Below are 12343 nucleotides of genomic sequence, written 5' to 3'. Positions count from 1 at the left end.
CATTATGACAAGTCAAGATAGTTATATAATTCAACCAACAAACCACTTACCTAAACCAACGGTAAAGTTAAGTGTAGCTTGTCTAGGACCTAGTTCAGTTGGAAAAACCTGCACGTTGACTGTTATGCATAGATTTTTTAGGGATGAAATTGTCAAAACCGACTTCAAAGTTCAAATTGATGAAGAAAGTTTTGAAATCATGAGGCAACACGAACAAGAGCTGGAGGATTTAGTTGCACATTTTGATGCTAGTTTTAGAGGTCCAGTAAGTACGGAATCTTGTAAAAATATTAAATTTATTCTTGTTAGAGATAAATGGAGAAGTAGGGATGCATTAGGAATAGATTTCTACGATGTTCCAGGAGAATGGCTTAATCAAAATACATCTAGTACAAGCTACCAAGAGTATTTTAAACAAGTCAAAGATAGTGGTGCAGTTATTATTCCAATTGATACTTTAGCTTTAATGCAAGAGGATGGAAAATTTCATAAACAGCTTAATGAGCCTGAGTCAGTCACTCAAATGATTTCCACTGCTTATGAAACTTTGACAGAAAAAGAGAAACGGCTTGTGCTTTTTGTTCCTGTAAAATGTGAAACTTATGTCCGGGCTAAAAACATGGAGGACTTAATCAAAGCAGTTCAAAAAGGTTACGAAGAATTAATTCATGATGTTTTAAGTCCTAAAGCAAACAATGTCGCAGCAGTTATTACTCCAGTCCAAACAGTGGGTTGTGTAGTTTGTGGAGGTGCTGATGTTGACATAGATACTGGAGAATGGAAGGGATGGAATTTAAATAAGACTAGAGTTGATGCTCCTATGCAAACCCAATGGGAAGATCAGCCTTTACGCTACCTGTTACGATTTTTGCTTCATCAATACATAAACAATAATCAAGCCGGTGTTTTTGGCGCTATCAATAATTTACTGGGAGCCAATAATGATCTTAAAGACGCTTTAAATAGATTCGCAAAAGGAATAGTAAAGACACCCCCTTTTTATATTATTCAGGGGAGTGACGCATTAAAAATCGATTAAAAACTGTAAAAAAAGGAAAAATAAACAGTGGATATTTTTGTCCGTAGTCGTGGATCCGAACTACAAAAAGGCTATGTTTGGGTTCATGTTGGTGATAAAAAACAGCATAGAGTTGATAACTTTCCCAATCTATTTGAAGACGAATCAACCAGCTTAATTTATAGCGAAAATTTTTCTGTTGTTTTATCTAGAAAAAACAATAAGTTATTACTCTTGATAACTGCCATTGAACCGGAAGGGCGAGGAGATTTTTCCAGAAGACAAATTAGAATCTCTATCGGATGGATTTCAGAATACTCTCAGGAATGTGAAGAGGCTTTTCGGCTCTTAGCTGCACGAGCTTTGGATGAAGAAGAAAATTTTCAATTAACTGAAGAGATTTCTGAGGCTATCCCTTTAGGTGGGACTGATGGGTTTGAAGCTAATTTTAATAAATTATCAGAATTGATTAATTCTTGCCAAATAGAGCATAAAGTTGATAGCAAAGAATTAGAGGAGGAAGAAGAAAAGTTTAACAAGATAGCAAAAAATTCTCCTGAAATCAAAAAGGATTTAGTGCGAATTCTCAGAGAATTTCAGCTACCAGATCGAGATGGAGTTTTGGTAGTATTCACAACGAATAAAGCCGAAGTAACCCTCAAAAGTGCTAAGGTTTGGCGGGGAATATCATCTCTTGTTAAATCCCCAAATTGGAAAGCTTATTATCCCTTTCCAATACCTCTTCCACTCGAACACTGCGAAATGTTGGAGGTTGAAATCAAGAGCATTGATTTATTTAAAAAAGTTAATTTACGTTTAGCTACTTGGATGATTGAGAACCTAGAAAAAAAAGTTAACAGAAGACTCCCAAGTAATTAAATAAAAAATGGGGTCATATAAAATTATCTAAAAATTAAGTAAGTCGGTCATATGCTTTGATTAAGGGTGAAATATCTTGTACATAACTAAAAATAGTGGATTGCTCTAATTGTAGTTTTTGGTTTGCTTGTAATTTGCTTGAAAAAGCAAGTCTATAATTTTTATATGGATAAACTAAAGTCCAAGATTGAAATTGATAATTTAAGTTTTTGGTAATCAAGCTGGCATGATAAAGATTTGTATTTTTTCCTAAAGTATCGGTAGTAGTTTCATGGAAATTCTCTAATAAAGAAGGTATGAAATTAACATTCAGTTTTTGCGGCGATATATCAGAACAAGCAATAATATGCGAGTTTGATATAAATGCCACTGTATCTATGTTACTGTTGCATATAATCAGCCAATCAAAGATATCTTGAATTGTATTAAGTACATCTTCAGAGTCGGTATAGGTTGTTACAATAATCTTTGACTTAATTTTCATAAGAAACTTTAAATGAAGTTGGTTTAAAAAGATATTTGCGAGCAGTCTCAAAAAATTGAACATTTTTCTTTTTTATATAAATATTTAAAGCGGAAGAACCTCTCGGCAACACCCCAGAGGTTCTATTTTAATAAAAACACCAGATGATTTACAGTTTTTGATTCATGAGCAAACCCTTACGAAAGTTAAGTTAAGCGATCATACTCTTTAATTAAAGGTAAAATCTCTTGCACATACCCGGCTACGGTTCCTTGATGAACTGCATACTGCTTTTCCTTTTGAAATTGTCCCGTAAATACGAGGCTATAACTTTTATAAGGAAAAACTAAACTCCAAGCAATTAAACCTTGAGTTTCTACATCTTGGTTTAAAAAGGAAATATGCTTAAGAACTGTACTTTCGCCAAAAGTATTTTCGTTGGTCTCAGTAAAGTTGTCCAACAGAGAAGCAACACCTCGAATATCAAATTCTCCGCCAAAGCCAGGTACTTCGGAACGCTCGATCATAGAAACGCCGTTAAGAAATGCTATTCCATCAACTTTATTGTCAAGCTTTGCACAAGAGTTGAGAATAGGCTGCATCTCATTGAGAACTTGCTGTGCGTTTGTATATTCTTTAGCCATAATTAAGTTCTCCTTTGTTCAAAATTATTAAAGTAGACTCATCTCTGATATTATAGCTGATCAGATTTGATTTGTAAAGAGAATGCTTTTGCATTACCTTTAATAAGGATCTTATCTTCAAATCATTGAAATTAGCCAGATTTTTAGCTAAATTTAATATTTGACGGGATCGGGCATTTGTAGTAATGCAAAAGCAGTGTAAGCACTAGAGATTGAAAAAGTGACCACCTAATCCAAGAGTTTGGGTTTTTAAACCCCATAAATCGGTTGTGTAGATGCTGAAAAAGATAAAATTCCGGTGATGGCTATAATTACTTATAAGCGGCTCGACCGTTTTGTGAGGTAAGGGCGATAAAACAAAGCAGGTGGCTTTTCCAGGAACGGTAAGTTCATTTTGTTGACAATCCGACTTGAACTGCCATGCTCTATGTTTAATATGTTCTTCTTCACTCGGATTGGTGATAGCTAAAGAAGTCACAATAAGTGGAATTAAGCCCCAGGATACATTTTTCATCTTCATCTTTCCTAATTCCTATTTGATGAACGCATACATCAATCATAGCCCTAATAAATTCATCTTTTTTCATCTATTCTACGATTTAATTCATCAAGAATTGCTATGTAATACAATTGGGGTCTGAAACAGATCTGATTGTAGGGTCAGTTGCAGAGTTTAGTAACCGCGACAATGGTCAGGACACTCAACGTATGTCTAAACAAGAAATGGCATTCGATCGCATTGATATGATGTACTAATTACTCTAGCGACTGATATAATACCCGTAAATACGATCGCCATTCTGAGACTGTCTATTTGGCTCTGTCAATTCGATTCCCAAGCGACCGACTCGAACCGATCGCAATTTTTCCACAGCCAGAAGCGATCGGCAATCCCAACCAGTCCCCTTAGCTAAAATTAGTGGTTTTAAGAGTGGCTTTTTGCCATTGGCGGACAGAATTAATGATATAAATATCCTCGGATTTTTGGAGGGTTTCTATATCAATAATAGCCTCTTTGAGCTTACCCTGCTTGAGTAAGCTACCCCGAAAAGTTCCGGGAAGTAAACCGCTGGTGACTGGGGGGGTAAGCCAATCATCATTGATTTTAATAATCAGATTAGCAATCGTAGTTTCTGTGACCTCTCCCCGTTCATTCCATAAAATCACATCATCACAGTCGGGACGGGAATTCCGGGCGGTTTCATAGATGCTGCGGTTCGTGGTTTTATGATATAAAAAAGGGTTTTGGGAATTAATGGGCGTGGGAGATAAACCTAAATAAATCTGTCGGTTAGGTGGGGATTTCTCAAAGGCAGAAATTTCGTAATTGAGAACACCCTGGCGGTCAACTAATAACCTAACTCGATAGGGAATTGACCAGGATTTACTTAAATCGATTAATTGTTGATTGATGTGTTCTAGGGATAAGGGAATCCCAAAATATATGGCTGACTCTGATAACCTGTTTAGGTGTTCTTCCCGGAGAAAAAATCCTGCCTCTGGGGTCCATAGCATGGTTTCTAATAGGGAAAAATCACAGCTATTATTGATGCTCAGAAACTTGGCTTTGGTTTCACATTCTTGGTATTCATCCTGGCTGTCAGAATCCCACAGAATACCACCACCAACGCCATACTCGGCTTGATTATTTTCGTGGTCAATGATAACTGTACGAATGGCTACGTTAAACTGGGTTCTATAATTATTCGGGGTCTGTTGTGGTTGGATAAAGCCAATGGTTCCAGTATAAAGGTGGCGGGGAGTAGTTTCTAACTGGTGAATTAACTGCATGGTTCTGGGTTTGGGTGCGCCTGTAATGGAAGCACAGGGGAATAAGGCGGCGATGATTTCTGATGGTAAAGCCTGGGTTTTGGCGGTGACTGTGGAGGTCATTTGCCACAGGGTTGGGTATTTTTCGACGGTAAATAATTCGGGAACTTGGACGGTTTTAATATCCCCAATGCGACTAATATCATTGCGGATCATATCCACAATCATCACGTTCTCGGCGCGGTTTTTGGGGGAATTTTGCAGCCATTGGGCGATCGCATTATCTTCGGTTAAAGTGCAACCACGGGCGGCGGTTCCTTTCATGGGACGGGTGATCAGTTCACCGTCAGCTAGTTGGAAAAAGAGTTCCGGGGAAGCAGAACAAATGCTAAAGCGATCGCCACATTCGATATATGCTGCATAGTCGGCTTGTTGCGATCGCACTAATTGCCAAAACCAAGCCAAAGCATCCCCAGAAAACTCCGTCCGTAGGCGAAAAGTATAATTGACCTGATAGGTTTCCCCCCTAGCAATATAACCTCGAATTTGGTTAATAGCCTCCTGATATTCAGTGGGGGTGACAGAAGATAACCAATCACCCAGAGTATAATCTGATGGGGAACAGAGGCGGGGTGGGGTGATAATTTGTGGTTGTTGATATAGCCCAAACCAGAGCAAAGGAAACTCATCTGAGGGATAGGTAGTCAAAGCCGAATCCCAAGCGCTAGAGGCTTCATAACTGATAAAACCCGCCGCCCATAAATGCCCTTCCCGGAGACTTTCATCAATCTGTTGTAAGGCAGGAATTACCTGTTCGAGACGATCGCAATTAACAATATAGCAGGGATGTTCAAATAGTAACCACTGCTGATTTTTGGCATCATGGATGATTACTCTGTTCATAGTCAACTCAACTAACTTCACCTTCCAAAAGCGATCGCAAAGCCTCCTTCATTTCCGCTATAGAAGTCGTAGCCGTCCCAAACTGACGCACCACCAAACTAGCCGCCAAATTACCCAAAACCGCCGCCTCCCAAAAACTCGCCCCCACAGATAAAGCCAAAGTTAAAGCCGCCACCACAGTATCTCCCGCCCCCGTCACATCAAAAACATCCAAAACATTAAACGGAGGAATATGGCTAACTTGTAGCGTGTGATTTTCCCCCCATTCAAAAAGACTCATCCCCTCCTCACCCCTAGTAATTAGCACCCGTTTCGCCCGAGTCAAATTCAGTAAATCAGTCCCCGCACGTCTGAGACTCTCTTCATTAGCGATCGAATATCCTACCGCCTTTTCCGCTTCAGGAACATTAGGAGTAAACAACATCGCCCCCTGATAGCGTTGTAAATCAACTTGAGCATCCACCACCGAAAACCCATGACCCAAAGCCGCGCCAATAACCGGGGAAGTTAACACCCCATCCCCATAGTCCGAACAAACCACCCCATCAACATTATCTCTGTGTTGTTCGATATATTCAGCCAAGCGCCATTGAAGTTCCAAGCTAGGTAAATCATCCGATTTGCGATCGACCCGGACAATTTGCTGAGTCACCGACTGGCGCGCGTGTCCAGAAATCCGAGTTTTAGTCACCGTAGGGCGGTCTGCGTCTGTGAGAATACCCTCCGTCTCAATTCCCGCCTCCCGAAAAATCCTCTTGAGAGTCTCCCCTTGGTCATCCTTTCCCACCAAACCCGCCACCGACACCGCAGCCCCCAACTTAGCCAAATTGTAAACCGCATTAGCTCCCCCTCCTGGGATTTGTTGAGTAACTTCATGGCGCAGAATTAGCACCGGTGCTTCCCGCGACAACCTCTCCACCTGACCAGTCATAAACTCATCCAGAGTCAGATCCCCCACCACCAGAATTCGCGCCTTAGCAAAATTATCCAAGTGTTCCATAAGGGTATCCGCCGCCCCCTCAAGCTGATTGAGAAACGAAGATTCTAGGGTCATAATTAACAGTTACTCACCCCTACTTGACTTTTTTGAGTACAAAAGCCTTGATTTGCGCCACCTGTTTTTTCAGGGCTACCATTTCCCTCTGCATAGCAACAATTTTCTGTTCTAAAGCCTTAATCTTAGCCGCGTCCGCCCCCGTTGTTGCCGCCACAGGAGGGGCTGTATCTTTAGTTGGTGCAGGTGCGGGGGGAGTCACTTTCAGAGGTGGGCGAGGTTTCTTAGCCTTTTCAAAAGCCGACTTGATCGCATCTACCAATTGTCCTTTCTCAAAAGGTTTTTCGATAAACTCAAAATACTCGAAAGGTTCAGCAATTTTCTCCGTCACTTCCTCTTTTCGACCAGACATCAACACCAGGGGGATTTTCCTAAGTTCTTCACTAGCTTGGATTTGCTGAAAAACATCCCATCCGCTGAGTTTAGGTAACAGGAAATCCAGCATAATCAGGTTGGGGTGTTCTTGGCGCACTAGGTCTATGCCTTCTTTCCCGTCTTTGGCTTCTAGCACATCAAAGTTACCCTGGGGTAACATCTCCCGAACTTTTACCCGAATCACCTTACTATCATCAATAACTATAATTTTCCGACCTGCCACGGCTTACTCCCCCGGTGATGAATACATAATCTGAATATTGGTGCAGCACTTAACCTTCTCAAATCTGTTCATAGCTTAACAAAGTCGAGAATAGTATGGCATCACCAACAATGGTCAAGGATACTGCCATCAAACCATTACCCTCACCCCAAACCCCTCTCCCAACGGGGGCGAGGGGCTTCCGAATGCACTTGATGGCTTGAGAAGCTGCTATAGTGAGTTCCCATATAATCAGCATCGCAGAAAACTGCTTTGTGTTATAAAAAATAGCTATCCTAGATATCAATACATCATGTCAAGCACTCCTGATTCTATCTCATCACGTCACCGAGACGCAATTAAATCTATGCCTGAGTGGTTGCGTCGTCCTATTGGTGCGGCTAGTGAACTCTCGCAGGTGCAACGGATTATCAAACAGCGACAAATTCATACCATTTGCGAGGAGGGGCGCTGTCCCAACCGGGGGGAATGTTATAGTCAGGGGACGGCGACTTTTTTACTTATGGGGCCTACTTGTACCCGCTCCTGTGCTTTTTGTCAAGTTGACAAGGGCCATGCTCCTATGCCACTTGATCACGATGAACCCCGCAAGGTAGCAGAAGCAGTCCAAATTTTGGGCTTGCGTTATGTGGTGTTAACTTCTGTGGCGCGGGATGATTTGGCTGATGGCGGCGCGGGCTGGTTTGTGGCTACTATGGACCAAATTCGATCGCTTTGTCCCCAAACTCAAATAGAGGTGCTTACTCCCGATTTTTGGGGGGGAAAGGCTGAAGATACTCAACAGCAACAATATCAGCGTATTGATTTGGTGGTGAGGGCGAAACCTGCTTGTTATAACCATAATATTGAAACCGTGCGACGGCTGACGCTTCCGGTGCGACGGGGGGCGAAGTACGATCGCTCTCTCGACCTGTTGCGCCACGTCCGAGAAGTTGACCCGACTATTCCTACTAAGTCCGGTCTCATGTTGGGACATGGGGAAACCGAAGAAGAGATTTTACAGACTTTGGCTGATTTAAGACAAGTTCAATGCACGCGGGTCACTATCGGTCAATATATGCGCCCTTCCCTCGATCATCTCCCCGTCCATAAATATTGGACCCCCCAAGAGTTTGACCGTCTAGGGGCGATCGCCAAAGATATGGGTTTTTCTCACGTTCGCTCCGGTCCCCTGGTTCGGAGTTCCTATCATGCTGGGGAATTTTAGTCCCACCCATCATCCCAATTTCCCCAATCATTTATGATTAAATAGGGAACCGAGTTGCTCAAATCAGAAATTATCCCTCAACTCTTGTTCGCTTATCTTCCCAAATTGTAAAATGTTTTTGAGGGTACCGTAAGGCACATCTTTGTTAGGATGGGGAACCGTACAAAAAAGGGTTTTTTTGAGGTGAACATGGCTCCCTGTTTGGCGGTAACTCACAAATTCCAAGCGATGTAGACCTCTGATTACCTCAGAACTGGACAGAGAGGATATGTTGGATCTACTGAGGTTGGCTGGGGTCAAGCAATCTTCAGGTTTGATCGAGTCACTGACATCGTAATCACCTACCTGCCTATCCTCAAGGCGACTTTTCAGGTACACAATTTTCGATCTATGTTGCCCCAGTTCATTTTCTAAATCTCTGATTTGGGCTGCCAAACCCTGATTTTCTTCGGTGATATAGGCTACCCATCCCTCCCTATCCTCAAGGCGACTTTCCAGGTCCAAAATTATCGATCTATGTTCCCCCAGTTCATTTTCTAACTGTCTGATTTTGGCTGCCAAACCGTCATTTTCTGCGGTGATATAGACTTCAAAATCTCGGGACTGTTCTTTGATATACTCTGATTCTTCCCTAGCCGATTCCAAGGCTCTTCTCAACTGCTCAACATCAGCTTGTTCCCTCAGTTGGCTTTGCAGGTCTGCCGATTGCTGTATCGCCTGATCATACTCGCGCGTCAGTTCCGCAATCTTTTGATTCAGGCTCACTATCTGCTCATTGGTCCTCCCTTCCCGCTCTTCGGTTTCCTGCAACTGGCGCTGCCACTTTTCCAGGGTGCGCGTCATTTCCTGCTGTTCCCTGTTCTGGCTATTCAGGCAATTTTCCAGGTTGGCGATCGCCTCAGACCGTCTGTCAATTTCCTCTTGCGCCTCTACCTGATATTCCACCGCCCAGGCTAATTGATTCCGCAGTTCTTGCAGAGAGGTCTGGCTATCATCCTGTTGATGTTGGAAATCCACGATTTTCTGTTCGTAGTCCGCGATCGCTATTTTCAGTTCCGTTGCGATCGATTGCTGTTCCCTTCGGTAGTCCTCCAACTCCTCCCGCCCCTTTTCCCTAACAGCGATCAGGGCTTCATTTTGTTTAACTTTCTGCTCCAACTCTTCCCGAATATTCCGCGCCTCTTCCAGTAACTGTTTCTTTTCTCGGCGCTTTCGGTACAACATAAATTCGATCAGCAACCAAACCACTGCACCCCCCGCCAAAAATATACCCGCAGTCAGCGAGAAAATACTAGGACTGTGCTGGAACCTCAGCAACCCCCTCGCCCATTTCCCGTAACTCTCCGCGAAGGTTGGCGGCACCCGCCGGACGTAATATACCCGCCCGATGATTTCCCCTCTGTTGACCATCCCCGTCGGGTCAGCTTCCGGTTGATAACGCCGTGTATATTTGCGTTCCGCAAACAATGGCGGCGGGTCCCGTAGGAGATCGTAAGGCTCATTAGTTAGGTTTTCCACCTTCAAACCCTCTTTCCAAAGGCGACGGGAATTGGAATAGTAGAGGATTTCCTGCTCTGGACAATCGGCGATCGCACTTTCGCAGTTCGTGACTACTAACCCGAACAACCCGTAGTTACTGTCCAGGGTCCGCTGCAACTCCTCCGTTTCTCCCTCTAGCAGCGCCAGGGAAAGTTTCGTCGGCAAAGTGTGAGATAAAATGTTAAAATCTACTGTCTGCGTCGCAAAAATTGTCCGCTCCCAGTAGTTTTTATGATTTCCTAAGTTGTTAATCGTTGCCAGAACCAAAGATATGACGCTGATTATGCTTAATCGGCCCAACATTAGCAGCGCGATTTTGACATTCACCTTGCCCAGCAGTTCTTTCGGTCTTCTGAATCTCATAAATTAACCTATCCCTATAATTATTTATCAATTTTCGTCAAACAATTTACGCAAATTCTCAGCCCAAATATTCCCCCTACCGCGATCGCATTATCGCCATCACTAGGTCATTATGTTAACTTTTGTAACAAAAAATTAAGAAATGTTGCGAAAAAATTTTTTTTGGGGGGGTGGGGTTGCCTTTTGGGGGGGTCTGTGCTATACTTTAGATAATGGGAATAGTGGAATTTTTTTTATGGCGGCATATATTCTTATTTTGAAACGATATGTCAATATCTTATCATGAGTTCCCGGCTGTTGTCAACCCTCACCCGTTGTCTATAATGAATAAAACGATATTTTTTGGGGTTCCCAATTATGGCAGATTACCATATAGAAAATAATCAGGAATGGTGGACGCAGCAATGGTTAGATATTCTGAATCGCTATCGGTTTAAGAAGCGATTGGAAAGGGCGAGAAATTATGCGAGACAGGGTAATGTTCTCAATATTGAATTTACTGGTCAGCGGGTTCTGGCGCAAGTTCAGGGGACGCAAGCGGAACCTTATCAGGTGGAATTGTGGTTAGATGCTTTTACGGAGGAAGAATGGGGATATGTGATTGAAACATTATCCCAGCAGGCGATTTTTTCGGCGAAGTTGTTAGCGGGGGAAATGCCTTATAATATTGAGGATGTATTTGCTAAAAATGGCTTGCGGCTATTTCCTTTTAATTTGGATGAAGTACACTCTCGGTGTAGTTGTCCAGATCCGGCTAACCCCTGTAAGCATATTGGTGCAGTTTATTATATGTTAGGCGATCGCTTTAGTGAAGATCCATTTGTCTTATTTCAACTGCGGGGACGCTTGAAAGAAGAGATTATCGCTAAATTGCGAAATATACGGGGTTCTGGTGAGGATAAAAAAGACAGAAAAACCTCCCAAGTATCCCCATCTGTCAGGGGTTATCAACCTCCGGCTGTGGGTGGATATTGGCAGTATAACCAACAGTTAGAATCTTCTCTAGTCGTGATTTCACCACCTCCAGGAAGCGAGACGATTTTGGATGTTTTGGGTTCCATTCCTCTGGGGACTACCGTATCTAAAAATGGGGGAATGTCAGCTACGGCGGCGGATGTAGTTATGCAGTATTTAGATACTGTTTATAAAAATGTCAGCGATCGCGCCGTTTTGAGGGGATTCAATCGAAATTCGGAAGGCTAATTTATCGGCAAAAGAGAGGCGATCGTTGGGGGTAAGTCTTGGGGTTGATTAATCATAAAATCCGGTTGATATTGAGCCAGGATATTAGCCGAATTAAACCCCCAAGTTACCGCGATACTCTTGATTTGCGATTTGTGGGCTGCAGTGATATCTCTGGTTTCATCTCCCACATAAACGGCTTTATGTTTGGGGATATTTTGCTGTTTTAGCAGGCGGTTAATAATTCGGTGTTTACCAAAGAGTGTTGACTCGGAATTCAGATTATCAAAAAGTGCTAAAACACCATGTCGGTTTAACACAAATTCCACATTACTTGGTGAGTTAGACGTGATAATAGATAGTTGACAGCCTTGGTTTTTGAGGTCGTTTAAGGCTTCAGGAATACCCGGAAATAGAGAAATAGATCCGAGATTATTTTGTAATTCCTGCTGGACTCGGCGCAGGAGTTTAGGAATTTTGAATAGGGAGATATTAGACAGCTTAATAATTTGCCAAGAATTGAGATTTTGTAATTGCTGTAAATCAGTGGCTGTGGTGGGGGAATATCCAAAATCTGCCGCCAGGTCATTGGTAATGCTAATCACCACTTCCAAGGTATCAGCTAAAGTCCCATCAAAGTCAAATATGATAATTTTTTCATGGCGATCGACCATAAGGTTTAAGATATCTTTAAAAATGGCTATCACCAGTATACTACCCCCA

At 42.5% G+C, this 12343-nt stretch carries 13 protein-coding genes; 4 read left to right on the top strand and 9 right to left on the bottom strand.

Annotation, left to right across the window (positions count from 1 at the left end):
- The first annotated feature begins 4 nt into the window (after nt 1–4).
- Together NLZ44_RS24100 and NLZ44_RS24095 are read left to right on the top strand one after the other, a co-directional pair.
- Entirely contained in the window at nt 5–1039 is a 1035-nt protein-coding gene (locus tag NLZ44_RS24100; RefSeq protein ID WP_493751419.1) for a TRAFAC clade GTPase domain-containing protein, read from the top strand.
- Nucleotides 1040–1066: 27 nt separating this feature from the next.
- Nucleotides 1067–1897, top strand: coding sequence for a hypothetical protein (locus NLZ44_RS24095; protein ID WP_493751418.1), 831 nt, complete (start codon nt 1067–1069; stop codon nt 1895–1897).
- Between the two features lie 34 nt (nt 1898–1931).
- Here NLZ44_RS24095 and NLZ44_RS24090 read toward each other — a convergent pair whose 3' ends face one another.
- The 7 genes from NLZ44_RS24090 to NLZ44_RS24060 all read right to left on the bottom strand — a co-directional run bounded on the left by NLZ44_RS24090 (nt 1932) and on the right by NLZ44_RS24060 (nt 7567).
- The gene (locus NLZ44_RS24090) at nt 1932–2381 is read right to left on the bottom strand and encodes a hypothetical protein (protein ID WP_493751417.1); all 450 of its coding nucleotides are present in this window, start codon (nt 2379–2381) and stop codon (nt 1932–1934) included.
- Nucleotides 2382–2566: 185 nt separating this feature from the next.
- Entirely contained in the window at nt 2567–3004 is a 438-nt protein-coding gene (locus tag NLZ44_RS24085; RefSeq protein WP_493751416.1) for a hypothetical protein, read from the bottom strand.
- A gap of 205 nt (nt 3005–3209) precedes the next feature.
- Entirely contained in the window at nt 3210–3518 is a 309-nt protein-coding gene (locus tag NLZ44_RS24080) for a DUF4359 domain-containing protein (protein ID WP_493751415.1), read from the bottom strand.
- A gap of 392 nt (nt 3519–3910) precedes the next feature.
- Complete coding sequence (gene pabB, locus NLZ44_RS24075) at nt 3911–5677, bottom strand: aminodeoxychorismate synthase component I (RefSeq protein WP_493751414.1); 1767 nt, start codon at nt 5675–5677, stop codon at nt 3911–3913.
- A 7-nt stretch (nt 5678–5684) separates the two neighbouring features.
- A complete protein-coding gene (locus NLZ44_RS24070) occupies nt 5685–6731 on the bottom strand; it encodes a bifunctional heptose 7-phosphate kinase/heptose 1-phosphate adenyltransferase (protein ID WP_493751413.1) in 1047 nt (348 codons plus the stop codon).
- Nucleotides 6732–6750: 19 nt separating this feature from the next.
- The gene (locus NLZ44_RS24065) at nt 6751–7329 is read right to left on the bottom strand and encodes a response regulator (protein ID WP_493751412.1); all 579 of its coding nucleotides are present in this window, start codon (nt 7327–7329) and stop codon (nt 6751–6753) included.
- Nucleotides 7330–7387: 58 nt separating this feature from the next.
- Nucleotides 7388–7567 (bottom strand): hypothetical protein, encoded by a 180-nt coding sequence (locus tag NLZ44_RS24060; protein ID WP_493751411.1) that lies wholly within the window; start codon nt 7565–7567, stop codon nt 7388–7390.
- 108 nt (nt 7568–7675) lie between these two features.
- Between NLZ44_RS24060 and lipA the strand changes: the two genes are divergently transcribed.
- Complete coding sequence (lipA, locus tag NLZ44_RS24055) at nt 7676–8536, top strand: lipoyl synthase (RefSeq protein ID WP_493753068.1); 861 nt, start codon at nt 7676–7678, stop codon at nt 8534–8536.
- Nucleotides 8537–8599: 63 nt separating this feature from the next.
- Here lipA and NLZ44_RS24050 read toward each other — a convergent pair whose 3' ends face one another.
- Nucleotides 8600–10438 carry a type II toxin-antitoxin system HicA family toxin gene (locus tag NLZ44_RS24050; RefSeq protein WP_493751410.1) on the bottom strand — a complete coding sequence of 613 codons (1839 nt, stop codon included), beginning with the start codon at nt 10436–10438 and terminating at the stop codon, nt 8600–8602.
- A 357-nt stretch (nt 10439–10795) separates the two neighbouring features.
- Here NLZ44_RS24050 and NLZ44_RS24045 point away from each other — a divergent pair, with 357 nt between their 5' ends.
- Complete coding sequence (locus NLZ44_RS24045) at nt 10796–11641, top strand: SWIM zinc finger family protein (protein ID WP_493751409.1); 846 nt, start codon at nt 10796–10798, stop codon at nt 11639–11641.
- On the opposite strand, the gene NLZ44_RS24040 is transcribed toward NLZ44_RS24045, so the two are convergent.
- Entirely contained in the window at nt 11638–12327 is a 690-nt protein-coding gene (locus NLZ44_RS24040) for an HAD hydrolase-like protein (RefSeq protein ID WP_493751408.1), read from the bottom strand. The genes NLZ44_RS24045 and NLZ44_RS24040 overlap by 4 nt on opposite strands.
- Nucleotides 12328–12343 lie beyond the last annotated feature (16 nt).

The organism is Arthrospira sp. PCC 9901 (assembly GCF_059013425.1).
Note: the sequence above shows the minus strand (reverse complement) of the source record. Positions and strands in the feature narration are given on the sequence as shown.

Excerpts from the sequence above, each read along its gene's own strand:
- NLZ44_RS24100 (WP_493751419.1), top strand. The coding sequence starts at position 5 with ATGACAAGTCAAGATAGTTATATAATTCAACCAACAAACCACTTACCT.
- NLZ44_RS24090 (WP_493751417.1), bottom strand. The coding sequence starts at position 2,381 with ATGAAAATTAAGTCAAAGATTATTGTAACAACCTATACCGACTCTGAA.
- NLZ44_RS24085 (WP_493751416.1), bottom strand. The coding sequence starts at position 3,004 with ATGGCTAAAGAATATACAAACGCACAGCAAGTTCTCAATGAGATGCAG.
- NLZ44_RS24080 (WP_493751415.1), bottom strand. The coding sequence starts at position 3,518 with ATGAAAAATGTATCCTGGGGCTTAATTCCACTTATTGTGACTTCTTTA.
- pabB (WP_493751414.1), bottom strand. The coding sequence starts at position 5,677 with ATGAACAGAGTAATCATCCATGATGCCAAAAATCAGCAGTGGTTACTA.
- NLZ44_RS24070 (WP_493751413.1), bottom strand. The coding sequence starts at position 6,731 with ATGACCCTAGAATCTTCGTTTCTCAATCAGCTTGAGGGGGCGGCGGAT.
- NLZ44_RS24060 (WP_493751411.1), bottom strand. The coding sequence starts at position 7,567 with ATGCTGATTATATGGGAACTCACTATAGCAGCTTCTCAAGCCATCAAG.
- lipA (WP_493753068.1), top strand. The coding sequence starts at position 7,676 with ATGCCTGAGTGGTTGCGTCGTCCTATTGGTGCGGCTAGTGAACTCTCG.
- NLZ44_RS24050 (WP_493751410.1), bottom strand. The coding sequence starts at position 10,438 with ATGAGATTCAGAAGACCGAAAGAACTGCTGGGCAAGGTGAATGTCAAA.
- NLZ44_RS24045 (WP_493751409.1), top strand. The coding sequence starts at position 10,796 with ATGGCAGATTACCATATAGAAAATAATCAGGAATGGTGGACGCAGCAA.